26 protein-coding genes are annotated in these 25,407 nt (G+C 64.4%); 16 read left to right on the forward strand and 10 right to left on the reverse strand.

What is annotated here, in order from left to right:
- Positions 1 to 22 precede the first annotated feature (22 nt).
- The 3 genes from HMPREF2896_RS06050 (at position 23) to HMPREF2896_RS06060 (ending at position 3,242) form a co-directional block, all read left to right on the forward strand.
- Positions 23 to 637 carry an MBL fold metallo-hydrolase gene (locus tag HMPREF2896_RS06050; protein ID WP_070718469.1) on the forward strand — a complete coding sequence of 205 codons (615 nt, stop codon included), beginning with the start codon at positions 23 to 25 and terminating at the stop codon, positions 635 to 637.
- Between the two features lie 138 nt (positions 638 to 775).
- Positions 776 to 2,095 carry an O-acetylhomoserine/O-acetylserine sulfhydrylase gene (locus tag HMPREF2896_RS06055; protein WP_070718472.1) on the forward strand — a complete coding sequence of 440 codons (1,320 nt, stop codon included), beginning with the start codon at positions 776 to 778 and terminating at the stop codon, positions 2,093 to 2,095.
- Positions 2,043 to 3,242: a homoserine O-acetyltransferase MetX gene (locus HMPREF2896_RS06060; protein ID WP_246821762.1), complete on the forward strand. Its 1,200-nt coding sequence runs from the start codon at positions 2,043 to 2,045 to the stop codon at positions 3,240 to 3,242. Before HMPREF2896_RS06055 ends, HMPREF2896_RS06060 begins: the two co-directional genes overlap by 53 nt.
- A gap of 50 nt (positions 3,243 to 3,292) precedes the next feature.
- Here the strand turns inward: HMPREF2896_RS06060 and HMPREF2896_RS06065 are convergent, their stop codons facing one another.
- On the reverse strand, positions 3,293 to 3,616 hold the full coding sequence (locus HMPREF2896_RS06065; protein ID WP_070710932.1) for a DUF3017 domain-containing protein: 324 nt from the start codon (positions 3,614 to 3,616) through the stop codon (positions 3,293 to 3,295).
- A 217-nt stretch (positions 3,617 to 3,833) separates the two neighbouring features.
- Positions 3,834 to 4,688, reverse strand: a complete 855-nt coding sequence (locus HMPREF2896_RS06070; RefSeq protein ID WP_070446440.1) for a bifunctional methylenetetrahydrofolate dehydrogenase/methenyltetrahydrofolate cyclohydrolase — start codon at positions 4,686 to 4,688, stop codon at positions 3,834 to 3,836.
- A 24-nt stretch (positions 4,689 to 4,712) separates the two neighbouring features.
- On the opposite strand from HMPREF2896_RS06070, the gene HMPREF2896_RS06075 reads away from it, so the two are divergent.
- The 5 genes from HMPREF2896_RS06075 to HMPREF2896_RS06095 all read left to right on the forward strand — a co-directional run bounded on the left by HMPREF2896_RS06075 (position 4,713) and on the right by HMPREF2896_RS06095 (position 9,661).
- Positions 4,713 to 5,183 carry a tRNA (cytidine(34)-2'-O)-methyltransferase gene (locus tag HMPREF2896_RS06075; RefSeq protein WP_070644396.1) on the forward strand — a complete coding sequence of 157 codons (471 nt, stop codon included), beginning with the start codon at positions 4,713 to 4,715 and terminating at the stop codon, positions 5,181 to 5,183.
- Positions 5,184 to 5,230: 47 nt separating this feature from the next.
- Positions 5,231 to 7,102 (forward strand): pyruvate kinase, encoded by a 1,872-nt coding sequence (locus HMPREF2896_RS06080; RefSeq protein WP_070446443.1) that lies wholly within the window; start codon positions 5,231 to 5,233, stop codon positions 7,100 to 7,102.
- A 109-nt stretch (positions 7,103 to 7,211) separates the two neighbouring features.
- Entirely contained in the window at positions 7,212 to 7,460 is a 249-nt protein-coding gene (locus tag HMPREF2896_RS06085) for a FeoA family protein (RefSeq protein ID WP_070644399.1), read from the forward strand.
- Between the two features lie 3 nt (positions 7,461 to 7,463).
- The gene (gene feoB, locus HMPREF2896_RS06090) at positions 7,464 to 9,398 is read left to right on the forward strand and encodes a ferrous iron transport protein B (protein ID WP_070718475.1); all 1,935 of its coding nucleotides are present in this window, start codon (positions 7,464 to 7,466) and stop codon (positions 9,396 to 9,398) included.
- Positions 9,398 to 9,661, forward strand: a complete 264-nt coding sequence (locus HMPREF2896_RS06095; protein ID WP_070446448.1) for a hypothetical protein — start codon at positions 9,398 to 9,400, stop codon at positions 9,659 to 9,661. Before feoB ends, HMPREF2896_RS06095 begins: the two co-directional genes overlap by 1 nt.
- On the opposite strand, the gene HMPREF2896_RS06100 is transcribed toward HMPREF2896_RS06095, so the two are convergent.
- Positions 9,639 to 11,153, reverse strand: a complete 1,515-nt coding sequence (locus HMPREF2896_RS06100; protein WP_246824002.1) for a PH domain-containing protein — start codon at positions 11,151 to 11,153, stop codon at positions 9,639 to 9,641. The genes HMPREF2896_RS06095 and HMPREF2896_RS06100 overlap by 23 nt on opposite strands.
- Positions 11,150 to 11,599: a PH domain-containing protein gene (locus tag HMPREF2896_RS06105; RefSeq protein WP_070446450.1), complete on the reverse strand. Its 450-nt coding sequence runs from the start codon at positions 11,597 to 11,599 to the stop codon at positions 11,150 to 11,152. The genes HMPREF2896_RS06100 and HMPREF2896_RS06105 overlap by 4 nt, the downstream gene beginning before the upstream one ends.
- A 58-nt stretch (positions 11,600 to 11,657) precedes the next feature.
- Here HMPREF2896_RS06105 and HMPREF2896_RS06110 point away from each other — a divergent pair, with 58 nt between their 5' ends.
- Both HMPREF2896_RS06110 and HMPREF2896_RS06115 read left to right on the forward strand, forming a co-directional pair.
- On the forward strand, positions 11,658 to 11,918 hold the full coding sequence (locus HMPREF2896_RS06110; RefSeq protein WP_070708296.1) for a helix-turn-helix transcriptional regulator: 261 nt from the start codon (positions 11,658 to 11,660) through the stop codon (positions 11,916 to 11,918).
- 7 nt (positions 11,919 to 11,925) lie between these two features.
- The gene (locus HMPREF2896_RS06115; RefSeq protein WP_070521473.1) at positions 11,926 to 12,399 is read left to right on the forward strand and encodes a hypothetical protein; all 474 of its coding nucleotides are present in this window, start codon (positions 11,926 to 11,928) and stop codon (positions 12,397 to 12,399) included.
- A 5-nt stretch (positions 12,400 to 12,404) separates the two neighbouring features.
- On the opposite strand, the gene HMPREF2896_RS06120 is transcribed toward HMPREF2896_RS06115, so the two are convergent.
- Positions 12,405 to 15,542: an error-prone DNA polymerase gene (locus HMPREF2896_RS06120; RefSeq protein ID WP_070718477.1), complete on the reverse strand. Its 3,138-nt coding sequence runs from the start codon at positions 15,540 to 15,542 to the stop codon at positions 12,405 to 12,407.
- 163 nt (positions 15,543 to 15,705) lie between these two features.
- On the opposite strand from HMPREF2896_RS06120, the gene HMPREF2896_RS06125 reads away from it, so the two are divergent.
- The 4 genes from HMPREF2896_RS06125 to HMPREF2896_RS06140 all read left to right on the forward strand — a co-directional run bounded on the left by HMPREF2896_RS06125 (position 15,706) and on the right by HMPREF2896_RS06140 (position 19,368).
- On the forward strand, positions 15,706 to 16,605 hold the full coding sequence (locus HMPREF2896_RS06125; RefSeq protein ID WP_070718479.1) for a MetQ/NlpA family ABC transporter substrate-binding protein: 900 nt from the start codon (positions 15,706 to 15,708) through the stop codon (positions 16,603 to 16,605).
- 33 nt (positions 16,606 to 16,638) lie between these two features.
- Entirely contained in the window at positions 16,639 to 17,541 is a 903-nt protein-coding gene (locus HMPREF2896_RS06130; protein ID WP_070644406.1) for a MetQ/NlpA family ABC transporter substrate-binding protein, read from the forward strand.
- Between the two features lie 106 nt (positions 17,542 to 17,647).
- Entirely contained in the window at positions 17,648 to 18,691 is a 1,044-nt protein-coding gene (locus HMPREF2896_RS06135; RefSeq protein ID WP_070718482.1) for a methionine ABC transporter ATP-binding protein, read from the forward strand.
- Entirely contained in the window at positions 18,688 to 19,368 is a 681-nt protein-coding gene (locus tag HMPREF2896_RS06140) for a methionine ABC transporter permease (RefSeq protein ID WP_070446463.1), read from the forward strand. The genes HMPREF2896_RS06135 and HMPREF2896_RS06140 overlap by 4 nt, the downstream gene beginning before the upstream one ends.
- Before the next feature lie 93 nt (positions 19,369 to 19,461).
- Here HMPREF2896_RS06140 and HMPREF2896_RS06145 read toward each other — a convergent pair whose 3' ends face one another.
- On the reverse strand, positions 19,462 to 20,331 hold the full coding sequence (locus HMPREF2896_RS06145) for a sucrase ferredoxin (protein ID WP_070644408.1): 870 nt from the start codon (positions 20,329 to 20,331) through the stop codon (positions 19,462 to 19,464).
- Positions 20,332 to 20,429: 98 nt separating this feature from the next.
- On the opposite strand from HMPREF2896_RS06145, the gene HMPREF2896_RS06150 reads away from it, so the two are divergent.
- Positions 20,430 to 21,083, forward strand: a complete 654-nt coding sequence (locus HMPREF2896_RS06150) for an AMIN-like domain-containing (lipo)protein (protein ID WP_070446467.1) — start codon at positions 20,430 to 20,432, stop codon at positions 21,081 to 21,083.
- A gap of 5 nt (positions 21,084 to 21,088) precedes the next feature.
- Here the strand turns inward: HMPREF2896_RS06150 and HMPREF2896_RS06155 are convergent, their stop codons facing one another.
- Together HMPREF2896_RS06155 and HMPREF2896_RS06160 are read right to left on the reverse strand one after the other, a co-directional pair.
- Positions 21,089 to 22,633 carry a DNA polymerase Y family protein gene (locus tag HMPREF2896_RS06155; RefSeq protein ID WP_070718483.1) on the reverse strand — a complete coding sequence of 515 codons (1,545 nt, stop codon included), beginning with the start codon at positions 22,631 to 22,633 and terminating at the stop codon, positions 21,089 to 21,091.
- Positions 22,630 to 23,313 (reverse strand): hypothetical protein, encoded by a 684-nt coding sequence (locus tag HMPREF2896_RS06160; RefSeq protein WP_070718486.1) that lies wholly within the window; start codon positions 23,311 to 23,313, stop codon positions 22,630 to 22,632. Before HMPREF2896_RS06160 ends, HMPREF2896_RS06155 begins: the two co-directional genes overlap by 4 nt.
- A 59-nt stretch (positions 23,314 to 23,372) precedes the next feature.
- Here HMPREF2896_RS06160 and HMPREF2896_RS06165 point away from each other — a divergent pair, with 59 nt between their 5' ends.
- Complete coding sequence (locus HMPREF2896_RS06165) at positions 23,373 to 23,783, forward strand: hypothetical protein (RefSeq protein ID WP_070718489.1); 411 nt, start codon at positions 23,373 to 23,375, stop codon at positions 23,781 to 23,783.
- Positions 23,784 to 23,892: 109 nt separating this feature from the next.
- Here HMPREF2896_RS06165 and HMPREF2896_RS06170 read toward each other — a convergent pair whose 3' ends face one another.
- Both HMPREF2896_RS06170 and HMPREF2896_RS06175 read right to left on the reverse strand, forming a co-directional pair.
- Complete coding sequence (locus tag HMPREF2896_RS06170) at positions 23,893 to 24,546, reverse strand: response regulator (RefSeq protein WP_070446475.1); 654 nt, start codon at positions 24,544 to 24,546, stop codon at positions 23,893 to 23,895.
- Between the two features lie 2 nt (positions 24,547 to 24,548).
- The coding region (locus HMPREF2896_RS06175; protein ID WP_070718495.1) for a sensor histidine kinase at positions 24,549 to 25,407 on the reverse strand (859 nt) is incomplete at its 5' end.

Here is a 25,407-nt window from a genome sequence, read left to right on the forward strand (position 1 = left end):
GCGCCACGCTAGCATTGGCGGCATGAAGATTTCGTTACATGGACAATCCGCCGTGGCCGTCGAAGCGCCCCAGGGCCGCATCATCATCGATCCCGGTCCTCTTTCAGACCTCAGTTGCCTGGATAATGCCGGCGCGGTGCTGCTCACTCACGCACATGGCGACCACCTCGACGTCGACACCGTGCGCGCGAGCGGCCTACCGGTGTGGGGGACGCAGGAAGCCGTAGACGCCATCGGTTCCGGCACCGCAGTCCACACAGGCGAGGAGTTCGAAGTCCTGGGCCTGAAAATCCGCGCGGTGGGCGGGCTCCACGAGGAAATCCACCCCAACATCCCACGTCCGGAGAACCTGGGCTATTTCTTCAATGGAGTGCTGCACCCCGGCGACCAGTGGGTTACCTCGGAAGGACGCACGGTAGACGTCCTCCTGCTCCCCATCGCCGGGCCGTGGGTGCGCGGGGCGGATGCCGCGGATTACGCCATGCGCATCGGTGCGCGCGTGACAGTACCCATCCATGACGCCGTACTGTCCGACGCCGGCAAGCAGATCACCGACGGCATGCTCCAACGCGCCGGCGTAACCGGCTACCAGCGCCTGCTCGTTGGGGAAAGCATCGACATCCAACAGCGGCCTTGAGCCTTCGCACTGCATGGAGATCTACAGCACACACAGGCCTCCAAACCAACCGCTCGGTCTATTTTTATTCTCGGGCTTGCCTGCGGTTTCTAGAAAGCCACTAACAGCACTGAACCGCTTGGTCTAGCCTTTTGTGACATGAGCACCAAATACGATAATTCCGCAGTCAACGAGTGGTCGTTCGCGACCCGCGCCCTCCACGCCGGCCAGAACCTGGACGGCTCCACCAACGCACGCAACGTGCCGATTTACCAGACCACGTCCTACGTCTTCAACGACGCCGAGCACGCCGCCAACCGCTTTAACCTCTCGGATGCCGGCCCGATTTATACCCGCCTGACCAACCCCACGCAGGATGCGCTCGAGGAGCGCCTCGCTTCCCTCGAGGGCGGCGTCGCCGCCGTAGCTTTCGCCTCCGGCCAGGCCGCCGAGACCGCCGCCATTTTGAACCTGGCCTCCGCCGGCGACCACATTGTTACTTCCCCGCGCCTCTACGGCGGCACCTCCACGCTGTTTACCGTCACCTTGAAGCGCCTCGGCATCGACGTCACCCTCGTCGAGAACCCGGATGACCCAGCCTCCTGGCAGGACGCCGTCCAACCGAACACCAAGGCCTTCTACGGCGAGACCTTCGGCAACCCAGTCGCCGATGTCCTCGACATCCCCGCCATCGCCGAGGTTGCGCACAAGAACCAGGTCCCGCTCATCGTGGACAACACCATCGCCACCGGCGCACTCGCCCGCCCGCTGGAGCTGGGCGCGGATATCGTCGTCGTCTCCACCACCAAGTTCTACAGCGGCAACGGCTCCGCCATCGGCGGTGCCATCATCGATGGCGGCTCCTTCGATTGGACCGTCGAGCGCGACGGCGAGCCGGTCTTCCCCTACTTCGTTACCCCAGACGAGGCTTACCACGGCCTCAAGTACGCCGACCTGGGCGCACCAGCCTTCGCTGTCAAGGCGCGCGCGGGCCTGTTGCGCGATACGGGTGCCGCCATCTCCCCCTTCAACGCCTGGCTGACGCTGAATGGTATTGAGACGTTGCAGTTGCGCGTCGAGAAGCACAATGCCAACGCTCAGGCCGTGGCCGAGTACTTGGAGTCCCACGCCAAGGTCACCACCGTCAACTACGCCGGCCTGGACTCCTCCCCATACAAGCAAGTCAAGGAGAAGTTGGGCTACGACTACACCGGCTCCGTGCTCTCCTTCGACATCGACGGCGGCCGCGAAGAGGCCTGGGCGTTCATCGATGCGCTGAAGCTGCACTCCAACCTGGCCAACATCGGCGATACCCGCTCGCTGGTGGTGCACCCGGCTACCACCACGCACTCCCAGTCCGACGAGACCGCTCTCAAGGCCGCGGGCATTACCCAGGCCACGGTGCGCCTGTCGGTGGGCATCGAGGATGTCAACGACATCATCGCCGACCTCGAGCGTGGGTTCTCGGCCATTGGTTAGCCCGATTCCGGAACTCGCGCCCGAAGGCGAGCTCGCCGTCGTCCCCATCGGTGACTTCACCACGGAAGCAGGCGCCGTGCTTGCCGACGCCCACGTGGCCTACCAACGCTGGGGTGCTTTCGCCGGCGACCCCGACGGCGTCAACAACGTCTTGGTGGTTGAGCACGCGCTGACCGGTGATTCCAACGTGGTGGATTGGTGGTCCGACCTGGTCGGCCCCGGCAAGGCCCTAGATACGACGCGCTGGTGCGTTATCGCCACCAATGCGCTCGGCGGCTGCAACCGATCGACGGGGCCGAAATCGTTGCACCCGGATGGCAAGCCGTGGGGCGGGCGCTTCCCGGCGCTGTCGATTCGGGACTTGGTGGAGGCTGAGCACGACTGCCTGAAGCAGTTGGGTATTTCGCGTGTGCACGCGGTACTCGGCGGCTCGATGGGCGGTGCGCGCACGCTGGAGTGGAGCTTGTTGCACCCAGAAAGCGTGTCGGCGGTGTGCGTGATTGCGGTATCGGCTCGGGCTTCGGGGTGGCAGATTGGTATCCAATCGGCGCAGATTTCCGCCATTGAGCGCGACCCGTTCTGGCACGGCGGAAATTACTACCTCACCGATAAGTCGCCGCGGGATGGTCTGGCGGCGGCGCGCCGCATTGCGCACCTGACGTATCGCGGCGAGCAGGAGATCGATGAACGCTTTGGTGCCCAGCCACAGCAGGGCGAAAACCCTTTGGGCCCGCACCGAGAGCTCAACCAGCGTTTCGCGGTGAACTCCTACCTGGATTACCAGGGGGCGAAACTCACCGAGCGCTTCGATGCAGGTTCCTATGTGGTGCTCACGGAGGCGTTGAACCGGCACGACGTCGGCCGCGGACGCGGTGGGCTCATCAAAGCACTGGCGGCATCGCAAGTGCCGACGATGGTCGTGGGCGTGGACACCGATATCCTCTACCCCTATCACCAGCAGGAGCACATCTCCCGCAACGTTAACCACCTGCTGGCGATGGCCAAGATTGTCTCGCCCGTAGGGCACGACGCCTTCTTAACGGAGACTCGGCAGATGAATCGCATCCTGCGCAACTTCTTGTTGCTCTCCGCGCCGAATGGCCTCGATGTGGGCCCTGCCTACGTCGGCGACGAATACTATATCTAAAGAGCCGTGTGGCTCTTTTCAGGAGCCACACGCATCACGATCCCAGCGCGTCACGATCCCAGCGCGTCAATGGAAAAAGCCAAGAACGCCATCGCCGCGCCCAAGATGCCGGTAAACCAGGCATCGAAGCGCCGGGAGCGTACCGCAAGCACGCCGACTCGCGAGGAATCACACGTCAGGCGCACCACCGTAAGCCACACCAGCGCCCCGCCCAACAGCAGCGTGGCGCGGCGCCAGTGCTCAAACACGGCATAAAAACCCGAGACCGCGACCGCCACCACGAACAGTCCAATGGCCACCCACTGCACCGCCGGCGGCAGCGCCGAAGGTTTCAGGTGCGCGTCGTGGGGATTGGACAGGGATACCGGCGGCACAGCTTTCCCGCGGGCCTGGTTGGCTCCACGGTTGCGCACGCGGCTGGGGGCTTGGCCTTCAGCCTGCGCATGGGCTCGCCCCTGAGCCGAGGGCCGGGGAACTCGTCGCGCTTGGCGCTGCGGGGTCGCCTGTGACTGTGCAGGTTGATCCGTCATTCTTGCTACTCACATGCTCAAGTTAGACGTGTGTTTACAGTGCACGTTCTTATAGTGAACGTTATTCAGCGGCGAGCTTTTCGGCGCGCTCGACGATATTGCTGACCAGGAACGCACGGGTCAGCGGACCCACGCCACCCGGGTTCGGGGAGACGTAGCCAGCCTTCTCCCAGACGTCCTCAGCCACATCGCCGGCGAGTTTGCCGTCGACGCGGGATACGCCGACGTCGAGAACCGCAGCGCCTTCCTTGACCATATCGGCGGTGAGCATGTGCGCCTTGCCTGCGGCCGCGATAATGACATCGGCCTCACGGGTTTCTGCGGCGAGGTCCTTGGTGCCGGTATGACACAGCGTCACCGTGGAGTTCTCGGTGCGGCGGGTGAGCATCAGGCCGATCGGGCGGCCCACGGTCACACCGCGGCCAATGACCACGACCTTCGCGCCATCGAGCTCTACCCCAAAGCGGCGCAGCAGGTGGATGCAGCCATTCGGCGTGCACGGCAGCGGCGCTTCCTCGTTGAGCACCAGCTTGCCCAGGTTGATCGGGTGCAGACCATCGGCATCCTTGGCTGGGTCGATGAGCTCCAGCACGCGGTTTTCATCCAGGTGCTTCGGCAAGGGCAGCTGCACGATGTAGCCGGTGCAGGCGTCATCATTGTTGAGCTCTGAGATGACGCGCTCCAGCTCCTCCTGGGAGACGTCGCCAGGCAGATCCTTGCGAATCGAGTTGATCCCGAGCTTCTCGCAGTCGCGGTGCTTCATCTTCACGTAGGAATGCGAACCCGGATCATCGCCCACCAGGACTGTGGCTAGGCCCGGGGTAATCCCCTTCTCCTTGAGGGCGGCCACGCGCTGGGCTAGGTCCTCGAAAATCTCGTCGCGGTACAGGTTGCCATCTAGTTTGGTAGCGCTCATGCACACCATCCTAGACTGATGCCTATGAGCAGCTTGCACATTGTCTTCGACAACCCCGTGATCCCCACCAACACCGGCAACGCTATCCGCACCGCCGCCGTCACGGGCGCGAGCCTGCACCTCATCGAGCCGCTCGGCTTCAACTTCGAGGACAAGCACCTCAAGCGCGCAGGCTTGGACTACCACGACCTGGCAGACCTCAAGATCCACAAAGATTTCGATGCCTGCATGGAGGCCCTGCCCGGCGCGCGCGTTTTCGCGTTCACCACCCACACTGATAAGTGGTTTACCGACGTGGAGTACCAAGAAGGCGATGTCCTCCTCTTCGGCACCGAGCCGACCGGCCTGCCGGAGGAGCATGCCTTCCACCCCCGGGTAACGGAGCGCGTGCGGATCCCAATGATGCCGGCACGACGTTCGATGAATCTCTCCAACGCGGCCTCAACTGCCGTGTATGAGGCTTGGCGCCAGCTCGGCTTCCGTGGCGCGGTCTAACAAGTCGCGGCACAATATGGGTGGACTTTCACATCGAAGGAGACACCGTGCCTAGCCTGCGCCCACTGCTTGATTCCCTCATTACCCGCGTCGAAGCTTCGTCTGCCGCCCACGCCGCGCAGATAGCGCGCGTGGATCCCGTCCACCGCCCCGGCGCGGTCAACCTCGTGCGTTATATGGAATTGCGTTCCCAGGACGCCGTCGAACTGCAGGAAGGCCTCACGGCCTTGGGTGCTACGAGCCTGAGCCACCCGGAGCCCGCGGTGCTAGAGCGCCTCCACGCCGCTCGCAATGTGATTGATGCCTTCGACGGCCAGGCGCCGACCTACCCCGTGCAGCCCATCGCCTCGGCGTATGCAGACGCCGACGATATCCTCGACGCCAACACCGAGGCCCTCCTCGGTCCTACCCAGGAGGACACGCACGCGCGCATCATGGTGACTCTTCCCACCGAGGCTGCGGAGGATTATGAGCTGGTCCTCGGTTTCGCCCGCGCGGGTATGGAATTAGCCCGCATCAACTGCGCCCACGATGACCAGGCGGCGTGGGAGAAGATGGTGGAGCACGTCCACCGCGCCGCTCAAGAGGTGGGGCGCGAGATTCTGATTTCCTGCGATATTGCTGGCCCCAAGGTCCGCACCGGCACCATCGAGCCGGGCCCGCAGGTCATCCGCGTGCGCGGCGAGCGCACCGCAGCAGGCGAACTGCTGAGTCCGGCAACGCTCGTGCTTCACGACGCCCCCTCCACCGCCCGCGCCCACGGGGTGGCGGGGGAGGCGTCGCCAAGCGCGGCACGCCCAGCGGTAGCGCTAGAGGTAGAAGGTAAGTGGCTAGCAGGGCTTCAGCCCGGCAGCGAGGTCCGCTTCACCGAAGCGCGCGGGCGCTCGCGTGTGTTCACCGTGGAGAGCGTAGAGGCAGGCGTGGCCGTTCTGCACGGGGAGCGCAACTGCTACCTCGCCGAAGGGACGGTGCTCAACCACGGCGGGGAGATCACCCGGGTGCATGGGGTTCCGCCCCTCGAGCAAAAGATTCGCCTGCACCGCGGCGAGGAGTTGGTGCTCAGCACTTCGCAGGAGCCGGCGCGCATCGCGGAGGGTGAGGTGACCACTATTGGGTGTACGCTGCCGGGGGTGGTCGGTGCGCTCGAGGTGGGCGACCGGGTGATTTTCGATGACGGCGCCATCTCCGGTCGTGTCCGCGAAGTGCGGGTGAATGGTGCGGCGCGCGAGGCCGTCATCACCGTGGAGCATGCCGGGCCTACCGGCACCAACCTGGCGGCATATAAGGGAATCAATGTGCCGGATACTGACGTCCCGCTGCCCAGCCTCACCGAGGAGGACATCGAGGCGCTGCGTTTTGTGGCCACGCACTGCGATATCGCAGCGGTCTCCTTCATCCGCACGCCCTCTGATGTGTCCTTCCTCTACGACACACTCGAGGCGATTGCCGCTGAGCAGGACTCGGAAGAGATGGCACAGCGTGTGCGTGACCTGGGCATCGTGCTCAAGATTGAGACGGTTCCCGCCTATGAGCAGCTGGGAAGCGTGCTGCTGGAGGGCATGCGGCATGCCAAGTTCGGCATCATGATTGCGCGTGGCGACTTGGCTGTGGAGCTGGGATTTGAGCAGATGGTCCAGGTGCCGGGGCGCATCATGAAGGTCGCGGAGGCGGCCCACATCCCAGTCATCATGGCCACCCAAGTTCTGGAGACCCTGGCCAAGACCGGGCTTCCCTCCCGCGCGGAAATCACGGACGCTGGCTATGCGCTGCGCGCGGAGTGCGTCATGCTCAACAAGGGCCCGCACATCACGGAGGCCATCCAGATTCTGGACCGCATGTCCCGCAAGCTGGGCCAATCACGACTGAAGAATCGCCAGCGACTACGCCAGGTGAGCAGCTGGTCCACTCCAAACGCTTAATGCGCCGCGTGGTGAGGATCACCTAAGACAAGTCGCCGAAAACTAGACACACCTATCTTTACTAAGGGTAACCTATATCGGTAGTGCTGATCGAGAAAGAGAGCCCACCGTGACGTTGCCTGAATGTCCACGACAAACCGCCGACGCTATCCCCATGGGATGCACCATCACCTTGGGGAAAGAGTGCATTTCCTGCACCTGTGACGCCGCGCTAGCGGTGCGCCTCGGCGAGCTGGGAATCCGCCCCGGCGCCACGTTGACCATGGGCCCGCGCGTCGCCGGCGGCGCGCGGGTGGTGTCGGTGGGCAGCTGCCGCTACGCCATCGACAAGGCAACACTGCAAGCCATCGAGGTCTAAACCATGGCCACCACGAAACCCAGCTGTCACGGCAATCCGGGCGGCGCGGTCGCCCCTGCCGGAGCACCCATCATCGCACTCGTCGGCTCCCCGAATTCCGGCAAGTCCACGCTCTTTAATGCCCTGACCGGTGCGAAGGCGCAGACCGGCAATTGGCCGGGAACTACGGTTGAGGTCAGCCGCGGCGCCTGGAAGCTGGGTGAATCCACCGCCGATCTCATCGACTTCCCCGGCACCTACTCGCTCGACCCGCTCAGCCCCGATGAGGCGCTCACCCGCGCCATGCTCATCGATTGCCCCGCAGATGAGCGCCCCGACGCCGTCGTCGTGGTCGTCGATGCCAGCGCCGTCGCGCGCGGCCTCAACGTCGCCCTCCAGTTGGCGGAGCAGCCCTACCGCCTCATCATCGCGCTGACGAAGACCGACGTGGCGCTCAACCAGGGACAGGTCGTCGACGCCTCTGCTTTGGCCGAGGCCACCTCCATCCCGGTGGTGGAGGTTGATGGGCGCAGGAGGGAGGGCGTCGAGAAGCTGCGCGAGGTTGTAATGGAATCTTTGGCAACTGAGCCCGTGCAGCTGCGCGAGAATGCTGGTTTGGAGGACCGCTTCGCCGAGCTCGACGCCGCCGCAAAGGCCTCGGTGAGCGAGGTCGAGCACGCCACGCCCCTCTCCCACCGCCTCGATGCGGTAGCCCTTCACCCGGTAGCCGGGCCGTTGCTGTTCTTGGCCGTGATGTGGGCGGTCTTCCAGATCACCACCACCGTGGCCGCTCCCCTGCAGGATGGCTTGGAGGCGCTGGTCTCCGGCCCGTTGAGCGACTGGGCGCGGGCGGGGCTAGAAACCATCGGCTTAGGCCACCCCCTCGTGATGGGCCTGCTTGTCGACGGCCTCATCGGCGGCGTCGGCATGGTCCTCACCTTCGCCCCACTCATGGCGCTAATGTTCTTGTGTTTGGCGGTGTTGGAGGATTCCGGCTATATGGCGCGTGCGGCGGTGGTCACGGATCGCCTTATGCGGGCCATCGGCCTGCCGGGCAAGGCGTTCATCCCCATTGTTGTGGGCTTCGGCTGCAACGTGCCAGCGATTTCGGCCACCCGTGTGCTGGGCAGCCCGCGGCATCGCATCATGACCGCGCTGCTCATCCCGTTTACCTCGTGTTCGGCGCGTTTGGTGGTCTTCGTCATGCTCTCGGCTACGTTCTTCCCGGAGCATGCCGGCAGCGTGGTGTTCATTATGTACGTCATTTCCATCGCGCTGCTCGTGCTGGTGGGGCTAGCCCTGCGCAGGACTCTGTGGCGCGCGGTTCCGGAAGAAGCACTCGTTATTGACCTGCCGACGTATCAGCTACCCACGGTGCGCTTGGCGCTCAGCGTGATGTGGACGCGCCTGAAGGGCTTCTTGCAGACGGCTGGCGGCATCATCGTGAGTACCGTGGTTGTGGTGTGGCTGCTCATGGCCATCCCGGTTGGCGCTGCGGCGCAGGATTCTTCGTGGGGTGAACCACCAGCCCCGGAGGATTCAGCCTATGGCGCGGTCGCGCACGCTATCGCCCCGGCCTTTGCACCGGCCGGCTTCGATTCTTGGTCACTGGCAGGCCCGCTGGTGACAGGTTTCGTAGCCAAGGAGGCGCTGATTTCCACCTGGGCGCAGACTTACGCAGTCGAGGACGTTACCGACGCCTCCGCCGAGGAGCAATCGCACAGCGCGCTCAGCGATCACGTGCGGGCTGACTTCGAGCAAGCTTCCGGCGGTCACCCGCTCGCCGCGGTGTGGGCCTACATGCTCTTCCTGCTGGCCTATACTCCCTGCGTGGCCACGATTGCCGCGCAGCGGCGCGAGATTGGCTGGCGCTGGACGCTCTTCGGCTTCGGCGTCCAGCTGGCCACCGCGTGGGTGCTGGCCGTGGCGGCCTTCCAGGTGTTGAAGGTGTTTATCTAATGCCTGCCTCCCCCATCCAGGCGGTGCAGAAAGCGATCGAGGACGGAGTTCGCTCGCGCGTGGGCCTCGTGGCGAAGACAGGGCTGGAGCCCGGGACGGTCGATGTCATCCTGGATCACCTCACCGCCAGCGGGGTCCTCGATATGGAGCCGCTCGACTCCTGTCCCGCAGGCGGATGCGGGTCCTGTTCGGCGGCCTCGGCGTGTGCCGGCCCTAGCAGCACCCGCGGTCCGGTACTGCTTAAGCTTCGTCGCCGGCCTTAAGCTCCTGCGACCCACGGCTCGCACCGTCGCGAGAGTTGTTACGCGGTTTGTTGCGTAGGTCTTGGTGGAGCCCTCTCTGCAGTTTGCCGTTCGGTTCATTGATCTGCTCCAGCACGGCGTCCAGGGATGGCAAGGGGCGGGAGCGCAGGCGGGCGAGGAGCTCGGAGGCGTCGGCAGGCGTGAGGTCCTGGCCAGCCATCTTGACTGGGCCCGCCACAAGGTCGAAGCGCACGGTGCGCACGCCTGCAAGGTGACCCAGCGGCCCCACCTTGAGAGTGAGCTCCTGGATGTGCGGAGTTCCAATCACCATGACGCGGCGGTTGATGCGGCCGCGGTGCACGATGGTCACGGGAAGCGGGGAATCCACCAGTGTCACCGACTGCTGTTTGCGGTCGATGGGGCTAATCCAGGTAGCCCGGCGGGGGGAGGTATAGGTGGGCTGGGTGTGGCCCTCGGGGCGTGCGTAACCCTCAATCTGCGCGCGGTCCAGATCGGAGATGAGCTCTAAAAGCTCCAGCGCCTGCTCGCGGGTGCCCACCGGCAGGATGCGCGTAGAACCAGATTGCTTGCCGCTGCCCTTCGCGCCGTAGCCGGCCACCGACACATTCACTTCGTACCAGCCCAAACGCCGCCACAGGAAAGGCTGGCTCACCCGCACGCCGTGGATGCGGCTGATGCGGATAGTTTGGCGGCGGCGGTCGGCAAGGCCGTAGGAGACGTTGAGGGCGTTGGTGGGGGCGTCGTGAAGCGCGGTGAATTTCCAGGAAGAATCCACCAAACCCCACACACTTCCCACGTAACCCACGATGATGGGCAACAGCGCGGTCCACATGCCCGGAATGAAGAGCAAACCGCCAATAACGAGGGCCGCGAGGAGCGTGGGCAGACGCAGCGCCTCGGCAGCAATCGTGCGCAGAATGGGAATTTCCGGGATCAGGGCGGTGGCTTCCTCCGCTTCTGGTGCTGGCTCACTGGTAGGACCTTTATTCGTGCGCCGCAGCAACTCCGCGCGTAATTCTTCCGCCTTCGCCTTGGACAAGTACTCAATTTTGATGACGGAAGAGGTGCCACCCGCGGTCTCCACGCGCACTGCTGCCAGCCCCAACAGGCGCGCGATGACGGATTCCACAACGTCTACCGCTTGAATGCGCTCGTAGCGCGCAGAGCGGAAAGACGTAGAGATGACCCCATGGCGCAGAGCGATTTCATCCTCGGTGAGCTTGTAGCCCAGCTTGCGCCACCAGATTCCTGACATCAGCCAAATCACCGCGCACACGAGCACGAAGCCGCCGGCACCCAGCAGAGTGCCGCGGCCGATCTCGCCCAAGTGCCCGCTCTGCAGGTAAGACAGAACATCAGAAATCATGGAGGCGTTGATGTTCACCGCAAAAATGGCGAGCAGCGCCAGAATCAGCGACCAAAAACGCAACAGCGGGGTAAAGCGGTGGACGCGGGTGTAGCCGTCGGCGTCGATAAGCGCGCGGTCCTTCACAGCCCACTCATCCTCTCGCGGGCCTTGACGGCGAGGCGCTCGCGCAGGGCGTCGGCGTCTGCGGCAAGGAGGCCGGGAATGGTGGCGTCGCTGCTGGGCGACGCCGTGTGCAACTGCACCTTCTTCAGCCCCATCGCGCGCTCGATAGGGCCGGCGGTGACGTCGACGAATTGGATGCGGCCATAGGGCACGACGGTGAAGGTGTGCCAGATTTTGCCGCGCGTAACCAAGAGTTCGTCGGCGGTTTCCTGCCAGCCTAAGTTCCTGACTTGCGCGGGGATGAGCCAGAGTTCGTAGAGCGCCCACACGATGAGCGCGCCGGCGACCCAATAGAGCCAATCCCACCAGAAATACGCCGCCCCGGCCGCCAGGGCAGCAAGAATGACGTCCCAACTCAAACGCGAAATGTAGCGGGCTTTAGTGAGTGACGGGGATACGGAATTCATGCCGCAACTTTAACACGAACCCTTGACAAGTCGTTGGGTTTATACAACACTGCGGTGTATGTCCCCAAAGAAAAAGCCCACTCGCCCACTGTTTAACCGGGTACGCGTGCTGCGCGTTGAACGGGACATGACGCGTGCACAGCTTGCCGACGCCATCGGGGTCAACCCCCAAACCATTGGCGCCCTCGAGCGCGGTGACCACTCCCCCAGCCTGGATCTTGCTTTCAACATCTGCGAGGTCTTCGACTTACCCGTGGAAGCCGTGTTCTCCCGGACCGAATTCACTCCTATGTCCTCCGAAATCTACCGAAAGGACTAACTCGCTCATGTCCGCCGTCACCATTCCCGATTCCGTTAAGACCCGCAAGCGCTACATCACCCTGGCCGATCTCTCCTCCTGCCTCATCATCCTGTCCCTCCCCCTGCAGTTCTGGGACTCCTTTACCTCACTCATGGTGGCCTGCCTCGGAACGCTGCTCACCGCGCTGCTGACCGCCCGCCTGCGCGGAGCGATAGGTGCCGCAGACCTGCCCACGACGGAGCTCGATGAGTACCAAATGCAGCAGCACGTCGAAGCCCGCGACGACGGCCTCAAGTTCTCCCTCGCAGCACTCGTCATCTTGCTGCCAGTGACTGGCCTTATCGCCTGGGGTGCCCGAACCATGCCCATCATGGACGGCGTGTTCGTGTCCCAGCTCTACCTCAAGATCATCCTGCTGCTCATGGTGTGGGTGCCGTTCTCGGTGGCCCGTTCCCTGGCGGGAAAGATGAACCGCGACGAGCTCATCTCAAAAGAATAAACCTCTTAGCGGAAATCCCGCGAGCCGCGCGAAAGGGCCTCGCCGAAGGCCAGCGGCTCCAGCTGGTCCGCGGCAACGGTGACCGCCCCGGAGGCATTCTGCACGATGCCGCGCACGATGAGCGCGGGCGCCGTCCGAGCCGTCACCTTATCCCGGGCCCACAGGCCGGGCGAGACCATGACGTTCATCAACCCGGTCTCATCCTCCAAACCAAAGAAGACCACACCGCCTGCAGTCTGCGGGCGCTGGCGGTGCGTGACCACCCCGGCGATGCGCACGCGGGTGCCATCCTCCACGGCCGATAGATCCGCCGCCGACAGAATTCCACGGGCCTGCAATTGCCCGCGGATCTGCTCCATCGGCTGCTGGTTGTGGGTCACGCCGGTGCTTGCCACGTCCGCCGCCATGAGCTCAAAGGCACTCATCCCCGGCAAAGACGGCGCCTCGATAGCAGACAGCCCCGGCAGCATCCCCGCCCGCTCCGTCGCGGCAACACCGGCCTGCCACAGCGCTTGGCGGCGATCCACCCCAAAGACATCCAAGGCCCCCGCCACCGCGAGGGCCTCCACGTGATCGACGGTGAGATCGGCGCGGCGGGAGAGATCGGGGACGTCGGCAAACGGCGCGGCCGCCTCAATACGCTCAGCGGCTTTATTACCCAAGCCTTTGATGAGGTTCAGACCCAGCCGAATGCGCGCCTGGCCGTTCGCGCCCACCACCACGCGCGCCTCCCGGCCCGACTCGTTGACGCTGACCGGCAGCACCTCCACGCCGTGGCGGCGCGCATCCTGAATGAGGGACTGCGGCGAGTAGAAACCCATTGGCTGCGCGCGCAACAGGCCCACACAAAACTGCGCCGGATAATAGCGCTTAAACCACGCCGAAAAGTACACCAAGGAGGCAAAAGACTGCGAGTGAGACTCCGGGAAGCCATAGGCGGCGAAGGCCACGATCTTGGCCCACAGCTTGTCCGCGATTTCCCCGGTAATCCCGTTGGTTTCCTCCAAGCCCTCATAGAAGCGCTGCTTGAGCGCTGCCATCTTGGCCGGCGAGCGTTTCGAGCCCATCGCGCGCCGCAGGTCATCCGCCTCCGCACCGCTGAACCCGGCGGCATCGACTGCAATCTGCATGAGCTGTTCCTGAAAGAGCGGAATTCCCAGTGTCTTGCCCAGGGACTTCTCTAGCACCGGGTGGTCATAGGTGACCGGCTCCTTACCATCGCGGCGGCGCAGATAAGGGTGCACCGACCCGCCCTGGATGGGGCCCGGCCGAATGAGCGCGACCTCCACTACAAGGTCGAAGAAGACCCGCGGCTTGAGCCTCGGCAGCGTGCTCAGCTGCGCTCGCGATTCCACCTGGAACACGCCCACCGCATCCGCGCGGCAGAGCATGTCATAGACTTCCACGTCAGCCAGATCCAACTCCCACAGGTTGACCACCCGGCCAGTACTCTCCTCCACCAAGTCCATCATGTGGTGCAGAGCTTCGAGCATGCCCAGGCCCAGCAGGTCGAACTTCACCAGCCCAGCTGCGGCGCAATCATCCTTATCCCATTGCAGCACCGAGCGGTTTTCCATGCGCGCCCATTCCACGGGCACGACATCCGCAATCGGCCGGTCGCACAACACCATGCCGCCGGAGTGAATCCCCAGGTGGCGCGGCTGGCCCAGAAATTGCTCAGCCAGGGATTCAACATCCGAAGGCGCGGGCGCCACGCCCTTCGACCACGCATCGGCCGAGCCTTGCGGGTAGCCCAACGCCCGGGCGGCATCCCGCAACGCGCCCTTGCGGCGATAGGTAATCACGTTCGCCACCTGCGCCGCCCTCTCGCGGCCGTGCTTGGCATAGACGTACTGGATAACCTCCTCGCGCCGCCCGGATTCAATATCAATGTCAATATCCGGCGGACCATCGCGGTCCGGGGAAAGGAAACGCTCAAAGAGCAGGCCTGCGGAAATCGGCTCCGCATTCGTAATCCCCAGCGCGAAACACACCGCCGAATTCGCTGCCGACCCGCGCCCCTGACACAGGATGTTTTCCCGTTTACAAAAGTCCACCAGATCACACACGATGAGGAAGTAGCCGGGAAATCCCAGCTGCTTGACCACACCCAGCTCATAGCGCATCTGCTCCCACGCCCTGCGCCGAATCTCCTCAGGGCGCGTGGCATAGCGAACTGCCGCGCGCTCGAAGGTGAGGTGCTCCAGCCAGGACATCTCGGTATGCCCTTCCGGCACGTCGAAGTCAGGCAGGTTCGGGGCCAGCGCCTCCCAGGTAAAACTGCATTCTTCGAGGACGCGAACGGTTTCCGCAATCAGCTCGGGGCGCTCAGGCAGCAGGCACGCCATCTGTTCCCCGGAGCGCAGCCAGGACGAGCCCATGGGGTGGGAGTTGGGGGAGGCGTCGGCAAGCGCGAGGCGTCTAGACAGGGCTTGTTTGGCCCCGGCCAAGCGCGCGCGATCCCGCGTGGCGGCAGCCGGGTGGGCAGTAGCGATGGCGCGTGGAACCGGCAAGGAATCCAGCAGTAGGTGGTGGTCCGCGTCCTCTGGGAGCTGGGTACATGCGTACTCCAAAACCATGCTGTCTATTTTTATTCCATCGACCAGATGATCGAAATGCTCCGACCACTCCCAGCCCACCAGAAAGAGGCACTCATCCTGCAGCAGCGCACCAATCTCCGGCAGTGAAGGATAGGACACGACCCCCTTCTCCCCCGCCTCCATGCGGGCGCGGGCAATGAGCCGGGATAGACGCCGATACCCCTCCGGTGTGCGCGCCAGGACAGTCAGCGGGGCCGGGTCGAGGCTAAGCTCCGCACCAAAGACCGCGGGCAGACCCACCTTGGCGGCAGCCTCCGCAAACTTCATAAGGCCATAGAATCCATCCCGATCTACCAGCGCAATCCCCCGCAAGCCCAGCTCGACGGCGCGCGCCACGAGCCCCTCCGGCTCGGAGGCGCCATGCAGAAAGCTATAGGAACTTACCGCGTGCAGCTCCGCGAAAGGCACGGAAGAATGCCCTACTTTCGGCACGTCCGTGGCCTGCGGCAGATGATCCACCGAGACCGGGACGGGGCCCGGGCGACCAGAGAGGATCCTCTCCACCCGGGACCACGGCAGCGTCTTACCCCCATTAAACCTCATAGCCTCACACAGTAGATTCGAACACAGGTTCCCGTCAAGGTTGTCGTTGAACAATTCCCTGAATAGACAAAGCGGTTCAATCGTTGCTAGTTTTTCCTGCAGTGCAAACTCCTGCGGTGACACGACTTGCCGCACAAACCAAGAAGGGACACTAGAACCCACCATGAGCATCCGTCGCGTACTTGCCGCCACCTCGGCAGCCGTCATCGCTGCAACCGGCCTGGTTGCTTGCTCCTCCGATTCCTCGGACTCCGCTGAGTCCAAGGATTCCGGCGAGGCCATTACCAAGGACTCCACCATCACCATCGGCACCACTGACGCCAACATGGAAGAGTGGGCCGTATTCCAAAACCTGGCCAAAGAAGCCGGTTTCGACGTCAAGTTGGAGAACTTCGCCGACTACAACACCCCGAACCAGGCTCTGGACCAGGGCAAGCTGACGACGAACAAGTTCCAGCACCTGAAGTTCCTGGCTGAGTACAACAAGGGCAACGGCACCGACCTGGTCCCGCTGGCCGCCACCGAGATCTACCCGCTGGCCATCTACTGGAAGGACCACAAGGACCTCGCTGACATCGAGGGCCAGGAAGTCGCCATTCCGAACGACTCCACCAACCAGGGCCGCGCCATCGGCCTGCTGGTTCAGGAAGGCCTGGTCACCCTCAAGGAGAACAGCCCGCTGACCCCCACCCCGCTGGACATCGATGAAAAGAAGTCCAAGGTCAAGGTCACCCCGGTGGATGCCGCCCAGACCCCGGCCGCGTATGGCGAGGGCAAGCCGGCTGTCATCAACAACTCCTTCCTCGAGCGCGCTGGCATTGACCCGCAGTCTGCCGTCGCTCAGGATGACCCGGACTCCACCGAGGCTGAGCCTTACATCAACGTCTGGGCCGTGCGCGCCGACGACGCCGATAACGAAACCCTCCACGAACTGGCTGAGCTGTGGAAGGACCAGAAGGTCACCGACGCCGTTCTGAAGTCCTCCGGCGACACCGCCGTGGCCGTCGACCGCTCCCAGGAGGAGCTCCAGGAGATCCTGGACCGCCTCGAAGAGCAGGTCTAAACAAACCCACCACCGACTAGTAAAGGACGAATCATGCGCATCCGCCGTCTCGTAGCAGCCGCCGCTAGCCTGCTTGCTGCTACCAGCTTGGTCGCCTGCTCGTCTGCAAGCTCCGATTTCGCCGCCGGCACCGCCGAAGATCCCATCATCGTCGGCACCACCGACGCCGAACTTCCGGAGTGGGGCGTGCTCAAGGAACTCGCTGCCGAGGAAGGCATCGAAATCGAGATGAAGAGCTTCACCGACTACGCCACCCCCAACCAGTCCCTGGCAGAGGGCAGCACGGATACCAACAAGTTTCAGCACTTAAAGTTCCTCGCTGAGTACAACGTGGGCAACGGCACGAACCTCGTTCCGGTGGCCTCCACGCAGGTCTACCCCATGCCGCTGTTCTGGAAGGGCCACGACAGCATCGACGGCATCGAGGGCCAGGACATCGCCATTCCCAATGACGCTACCAACCAGGGCCGCGCCATCAACCTGCTGGCCGCCAACGGTTTGCTGGTGCTCAAGGAAGAGGGCAAGCTCACCCCGGACCCCGCCGACATCGACGAGGCCGCATCCAAGGTGAGCGTCACCCCGGTCGATGCTTCCCAGACCCCGTCCGCCTTCGGCGAAGGCAAGCCCGCCATCATCACCAACTCCTTCTTCAAGCGTGCGGGTATCAACCCGGCCGACGCCGTGCTTTACGACGACCCGGAAAACCCCAACGCCGACCCGAAGATCCTGTTCGACCCCTACGTCAACGTGTGGGCTGTGCAGGAAAAGGACAAGGACAACGAGAAGGTCAAGAAGCTGGCCGAGCTCTACCTCTCCGACGAGGTGAAGGCCGCAGTGCAAGACACCACGGGTGGCACCACTATCTTTGTGGATAAACCGCAGGCAGAGCTTCAGGAGATTCTGGAGCGGCTGGAAGAAGAAGCCTCCTCTAGCTAAGCAAATCTCCCCCTCCCCCGCGCTCACGCTTAGTTGCGTGACCCGGGGGATTTTGCCCGTTACTCCCTCCTCGCTCACTACACGGACACGTACAAAGGAAAACCACGTGACTGAACACCAAGGCGCCCACCGGGGCACCCGGATTGAATTCCGCAACATCACCAAAGTCTTTAAGAACAAGAAAACCACCACGAAAGCGCTTGATGATGTCTCTTTGACCGTCGAGCCCGGTGAGATCATCGGCATCATCGGCTTCTCCGGTGCCGGCAAGTCCACGCTGGTGCGCATGATCAACGGTCTGGATAAGCCAACCTCGGGGCAGCTGCTTCTCGACGGCACCGATGTCGTCCCCCTGCCCGAATCCAAGTTGCGGGGCATTCGCCGCAACATCGGCATGATCTTCCAGCAGTTCAACCTCATGTCCTCGCGCACCGCGGCGGGCAATATTGAGTACCCGCTGAAGCTGCAGGGCGTCGACAAGCAGGAGCGTCAACAGCGCGTCCAGGAGCTGCTAGAATTCGTCGGCCTGGCGGACAAGGGCGATAACTACCCAGAGCAGCTCTCCGGTGGCCAGAAGCAGCGCGTCGGCATCGCCCGTGCCCTGGCTAATAACCCTTCCCTGCTGCTGGCGGATGAAGCCACCTCGGCGCTCGACCCCACCACCACCCACGAGGTGCTCGACCTGCTGCGCAAGGTCAACCGCGACCTCGGCATCACCATCGTGGTCATCACCCACGAGATGGACGTCGTGCGCTCCATCGCCGACAAGGTAGCCGTCATGGAAAACGGCCACGTCATCGAGGCCGGCAGCGTCTATGAGGTCTTTTCCAATCCGCAGACCAAGGTGGCGGAGAAGTTCGTGGCCACCTCGCTGCGCAATACCCCGGACGTCGTTGAGGCCGATGACCTGCTGGCCCACGAGGGCCGCCTGTTCACCATCAACCTGACGGAAAAGTCGGGCTTCTTCGACGCCGCCGGCAAGCTCGCGGACAAGGACGTGTCTATTGCCGTGGTCCACGGTGGCATCACCACCTTGCAGAAGCACTCCTTTGGCAAGATCACCGTGCGCCTCAACGGGCCGGAAGCGGCCATTGAAGATTTCTACGCACACATGCAACGCACCACCGATATTGAGGAGATCCAACGATGAACGTCACCTACCTCGCGCAGGCCAATTGGGATCGACTGGGCGGCACGCTTGTCGACGCCATCAAGGACACCCTCATCATGGTCGCCACCACCCTGGTGGTCGCCGGCATCATCGGTCTCGTGCTGGGCATCCTGCTCTACACCACGCGCCCAGGCGGCATCCTGCAGAACAAGCCTATCCACTTCGTCATCAATATCCTGGTGAACTTTATTCGCCCGATTCCGTTCATTATCTTGCTGGCCTTTGTGCAGCCGCTGACGGTGGCGGTGCTGGGCAGCTCCATCGGCCGCGAACCGGCCACGTTCGTCATGGTTATCGCGGCTACCTTCGCGGTGGCGCGCATCGTCGAGCAGAACCTCGTGGCGCTGGATCCGGGCGTGATTGAAGCAGCCCGCGCGATGGGTGCTTCGCCGTGGAAGATCATCACCACGGTCATCATTCCGGAAGCACTCGGCCCGCTGGTGCTGGGCTACACCTTCCTGTTCATCGGCATCGTCGATATGTCTGCGATGGCGGGCTACGTCGGCGGCGGTGGCTTGGGTGACTTCGCCATTGTCTACGGCTACCGCGCCTTCGAGTGGGAGGTCACCGTGGTGGCCACCCTCATCATCATTGTGCTGGTCCAGGCAGCTCAGTTCTTCGGCAACTGGCTCTCGGCCAAGATTATGCGCCGCTAGCCGCGTCGCGCCTGCGCATGGCTCGGCGCGGTTTAGAGTGCCACGCCCGTACTCTAAGCGCCGCGTTCGTATCTTATGCGCCGCGTCCTTATCCTACGTGCCGCGTCGCAAGACGCGGCGCGCGGCAAAGTAGGAAGAGGTCTTCGGCTCGTCTCCACAGGAAGAGACGACGCCGGAGGCCTCTTTTTCTTCGAGCTCTACGTCCCATGCGCGGCCGTCGCGGTGGCGCACAACGACGCTATTCTTCGCGGCGGGGGTTTCCGCCGCGTCGACGGTGAGGTCGCCGTAGTGGAGGGACTCGGAGGCGTCGAGAAGCTGGCGTGCTACTGCAAGCTCCGCTACCTGGCCTTGGGGAGTGTGAAGACCGGAACCACGGTTGGCGGGGTAGAAATACTCGCCGTGCAGAGCCTTGCCCACGAGCTCGCGGCCAGCGTCCACGTTGAGGCGGCCGAAAGAATATCCCCACGGCATCAGGAGCACCGACGGTGCGAAACGGTGTCCCTTGGTGTGGGAGGTTTCCCACACGGTCTCCTCAAATTCGCACGCCAGGGAAGCAGCAAGCGGGCGGCCCTTGATAGCGCAGCAGGCATCGCGCTTGGCGTGGGTACACACGAGCACCAGCGGCAGGCACGTGCCAGTGGGATGCTCCAGATCCAGATCGAGGATGTCCTCCGGGCCGTTGAGGACATAATCCTGTACCAACCCCTCGCGTGCCCACACGACGAAACAGCGGAAGTGACCCGTCCCCCGCTCATGCCCGGCACGCCCAGGGCGGCGAATGAGTTGCAGGCCCGCCACGCCTTTGAGCTTGGCCTTGAGCTTCGCAGTCAAGCCGGGGCCAAAGGTACGCCCGTCAAGCACGTCACGAGACCAGGCCGTGGGCCACTCAAAGAGGACGTACACAGATTCTTGTTTTGCGGTACCGGCCAGGGGCTCGACCTGGACGTCGGAGCAGAAGGTCATGGCTCCATCTTAACTGGCATCACTTTCTTCACAACAATGTGGTTACGATGCTTAGCTCGATGCATATAATTCCCCGTAGTGCCACTACGCTCGGAGTCATGCCGAAACATAACCTCTTGCGCACAGCCGCCCCAGTGGCCGCACTCGTTGTCTCGGGTGCACTCGCGCTTCAGGGATGCGCTCCGTCTTCCGCTCCGGACGGCAGCTCCGACGGCCCCACGAAGACTCTCGACGCCACCCTGTCCGGCGCCTCCACCTCCACGGCTACCGTTACTCCCACTGCCCCCTCCCCCGCCGCACCGGCTGGGCTGACCCCGCTGGGCGACGCCAACATGGAGATGAAAACCCTCCGTCCACCAGCTCCCTCGGAACTGGTGGTGACCGATGTCCGCGTGGGCAAGCATGAAGGTTTTGACCGCGTGGTCTTCGAGTTTGTCGGAGACGGTTCACCGGGCTGGTTCATCGATTACACCGATTCCCCCGCCCAGCAGGGATCCGGCAACCCGATTGCTTACAACGGTTCCACCGCGCTCGACGTCAGCATCGACGGCACCGCCTACCCTTTCCAACTTGATATGGAAGACCCGAATATCGGTACCGTGAAGGGCGCCGGCGGGCTGGTGACCCAGGTGGTCAGCAGCGGCACCTTCGAGGCCCGCTCGCAGTTTGTCATCGGGCTTGATGGGCGCCACCCATACTCGGTTCAGGTGCTCAAGGCACCGACGCGCCTGGTTATCGACATTCTGAACTAAACAGTTCAGGCATAGGTTGCCTCCACCGACCAGCGTCCGCCTGCCCACACAAGGAGCCAGGCGCGCTGGCCTTTCTCGTTTTCCCCGACGACTTGCAGGCGCGCGCAGCGCTGCGCCGCACCTGCTTCCCACCACTCAGAGTCCACGGGCCACGGGCCAGCCCAACCGGTCACCCGGTAGCGGTGGCGCCCCCACCCCAGGCCCGCCGGCTCCCCGGAGAGGAGGGCCTCGGCGGTGACGATGATGTCTTTCGATGAGGCGTCGATAAGCCGAATCCGCGCGGCCGGGTGCGCCAGGCTTGCCGGGAGCGGCGCGGGGATGCGCCCGGGCCAGGTGCCCTCCGGCTGCGGGTCACGCTGTTCGCCGTAGGGGACGTACTCGATGCGCTCGGCCACCCCACGCCCGCCCGCCGGGCGGGGCTGCAGCACGCGATCTACCCCCAGCTGGGATTGCACCCGCGCGATGACGCGCTTGGCCTGCTCCGCGGATTCGCCCGCGCCCCACAGGAGCCCATCCCCTGGCGGAGCGACCTCCACCGGCTCCAACGCCAGCTTGACGATGCCCCCTCCCTCACCCGGCACACTACCCGCCCGCGCAGCACTCAGCCAACCATCGAGCTGCCAGCGCACGCGGTCCGCTGTAGCGGCCTCGCTGAGCGCTTCCTGGGTACGCCAGATCCGCTCCAGGCGCTCGCCACCCTCGAACTCCGCGGCAACGCACAGCCGCAGGCACACCACGCCGGCCTCATCGAGTAGCACGTGCAGGCGCGCCGCGAGCTGACGCGCGGCAAAGGCCGCAGCATCCACGCGCTCCAAGGGTTCTTCGAAGCCCTGCTCCACGCCTAAGTCGGGGCGCGCAAGCTCCGGCGCCACGCGCCGATCCGGTGCCGCCGCAGCCACCGCGTGGCATCGCCGTCCAGCCTCGCCGAAACGGGTAGTGACTTGGCGCAGCGACAAGCTCGCCAGCTCCCCTAACGTGCGCACGCCCAGCTGCCCCAAGGCATGCACCACGTCCGCCGAACACCCCAGCGCCACCTCCGCGGCCAATACTCCCACCGGCTGCTGAGCCAGAAAGTCGCGCGAGCCGCCTGCCGGAACTACCGCGCCCAGGTTGTGGTGGCGCGCGGCAATCAGCGCGGTGGCGATCTCATCAGCGACGCCGACGGTGGCGTCGAGGTGGGATCTGGCGGTGGCGTCGACAAGCATCTCCACTGCCTTATCCTCACTGCCGTGGAAGCGCCCGGCCGCGCCCGCATCCACGATGACCAGGCCCGGACGCAGCACCTCCACCGAGGAGGCCACCGCGTCCAGCCCCGCGGCAATCTCCGCGAAGACCACGCCGTCCCGGTCCGGGTTGGCCTCCTCCACGCGCAGCTCCGGTAGGAGAGCTTGGGCCTGGCGCACGCGCATCCCGCGGCGCACCCCCGCCCGGCGCGCCGCCGCGTTGCACACCGCCACGCGGTGCTGGGCAGCGATAGCGCATGCTGCCCTGTCTGCGTCCTGCAGCGCCTGGATAGGCCAATCCGGGAACCACAGCGCCGCGACCCTCACACGACCTCCAAGTGCGGGCGCGCGTCCGGACGCTGCCCACATGTGAGCACTCCACGGCGCGGGCGCATGCTTGCCGACGCCACCCGCACCCCTATATCAACCCCCCGAATCCGCCCGCTGCCCCGGCCCACGCCATGCACAGCGATAACTTCCGCGCCTATCTCCACGGCTGTGCCCGGCAGCCGGGTTCCCACGGTAAGCAGGGCCGCCTGCCCAGCCCGCACTTTTGCCAGCACGGGGCGCGCCCGCGTGGGGCTCAGCACGCCTGTGCCTTTGTGCACGACTAGATCCAGCCCCTCGCACAGCACGCCGGTCACCGCCCAGGGCTCTACGCCTGGATCGGGCACCGTGATAACCCGGGAGACATCACCCTCCTCGGCCACTTGTGCGAGTAGGAGATCGGGCCAACCCACCACCCCGACGTGTCCGCCTGCCGCACTAACATGGGATATCAGCTCCACCACGAGCGCAGCACATTCCGCACAGGCGGTTGCCTGCTTGCGGGGCAGACCACCACCCGGGAGCAGCTCAGATAGCTTTTCAGGGACTCCGAGGAGCTCCGCCTCCGGCTGCACCTGCGCAGAATCACCCGGGGTTTCCAGGCGTTGAATCTGGGCGCGCAGAACCGCAATCTGGTCAGCCCGGGGGCCACCCGCCACACGAACACCTGTTTGATTCATGGCTCCTATTATGAACCTCTTCCCGGACGCGCGCAATTGCGCTGGTAGCGTTAGGCGCCATGAATCCCCTCCGCGCGCACACCACCCCTATCCCCACTCCGCCGTGGGTACGCCTCGGTGCCTCGCTGCTAGCTGGCGCTGCCGTGGCGGCAGGTAGCAGCCGCATCCACTTCGGCCTCGCGCTAGGACTCAGCCTGCTCTTCCTCCTCGCCGCCTGCGCGCTCGTATTCCTGCACCCCTACCGTGCTGATCTGCGCGATTATGCCCAGCGCCACAACGTCACCATGCTGCCCAACGCCGCACAGCTCATCCCGCTTATGGCGCTGTGGCTGATGGTCATGTTCTCCCCGCTCCTCGCGCTTCCTGCCTGGGGCAGCGCGCTGGTGTGGGCGCTCGTTTCAGGCGCGGCCTTCCTGCTCTTCCCCCACGTTGACGGCTCCCGCAAGCTCGCCTACGCGCCCCCTGCCTAACCCCGCCGGACTAACTGCGTGAGCGGCGACCACCTCCACCGGCCCCCGATCCTGGTTTGTGCGGGGCTGTCTGCGCCAGCGCCTTTGCCAACCCGCCTCGGCCGGGCGTCTAAGCCAGGTCGCGCGAGGTGGCCCAGCGCGTGAGCTGATGGCGGTTGGACTGCTGCGTCTTGCGCAAAATATTGGAGGCGTGCGTTTCCACTGTCTTCACCGAAATGAACAGCTGCTTGCCAATCTCGCGGTACGTATAGCCGCGCGCAAGCAGCCGCAAGACCTCCAGCTCACGCCGCGTGAGCGCATCCACCGCTGGGTCTTGCCCCTCCTCCGGCTCCGGGGCGGGCGAACCGGAGGCAAAAGCATCAAGGACAAAACCCGCCAGGCGCGGCGAGAAATACGCATCCCCGCTGTGCACCTGCACCACCGCCTCGGCCAGGTCCGGGCCGGAAATATTCTTCGTCACATACCCGCGCGCGCCCGCCCGAATCAGCGCAATCACATCCTCCGCCGCATCCGACACGCTCAGCGCCAAAAACACCGGACGCGACGGCTGATGTGCCGTCCCATTAATAACGGCGAGGCCGCCGCCGTCGGGCATGTGGACATCAAGAAGCACCACGTCCGGGGAGGTCCGCGCAATGCCCTCCAGCGCCTCCGCGACAGTGCCAGCATCACCCACAATCTCAATCTCCGGGGCCACCGCCAGCTCTGCGCGCACACCCGCGCGGAAGACGGAGTGATCATCAACCAAAAAGACCTTCACCATGCTCATAACGCTACCGCGAGCTCCACCTCGGTGCCCTCCCCCGGGGTCGAAGAAATCCGCACGCACCCACCTGATCCCTCTACGCGCGCGCGAATACTGTCACGAATCCCGTGCCTATCAGCGGGAATATCCTCCACATCGAAACCCACCCCGCGATCGCGCACAAAGATACTCAGCTCGCCCGCCAACAACTCCGCGTAGACATCCACCACGTCCACGCTTGCGTGCTTGCCGGCATTCACCATGGCCTCGCGCGCTGCCTGGATAAGCAGCTTCGCGGATTCCGTTAGCTCCGCGTCTTCGCCCACCGTCACCGCGGATACCCGCATATCAAAGAGATCCTCCACTTCCCCGCACGCCGCTTCGAGGGCACCAAAGCAGGTGGTGGGGGCGGCAGAGGGGGCGTCGAAAAGCCAGGCGCGCAGCTCCCTTTCCTGGGCGCGCGCCAAACGCGTCACCTCACGCGAATCCCCCGCCCTCTTCTGAATCAGCGCCAGCGTCTGCAGCACCGAATCGTGCAGGCGGGCGGCAATCTCGGCGCGCTCCTCCGAAACCGCCTTCGCCGCCTGCTCCTGCGACAGCGAACGCCAGAGCTTCAGCACCAGCGGCACCACCAGCGCCCCAAATCCCACCAGCGTCAGCGCCGTGGCCAGGATCGCCGAGCCCGATCCGCTTTCCCACGTCACCGCCGCCACCACGACGCCACCGATGACCAGGACGGCACCCGCCGCCACGGCAACCAGGCCCACCGGCGTGTTCAGGCCGCGGTCATAGGCCAACCACGCCAACACCGCGCCGATGGCCACCACCGCCAACGGCACCGCCGCGCTTAACGACGCCCCCGATACCCCCAACACGCCC

The sequence above is a fragment of the Corynebacterium sp. HMSC069E04 genome, assembly GCF_001813175.1.
GTDB lineage: Bacteria > Actinomycetota > Actinomycetes > Mycobacteriales > Mycobacteriaceae > Corynebacterium > Corynebacterium aurimucosum.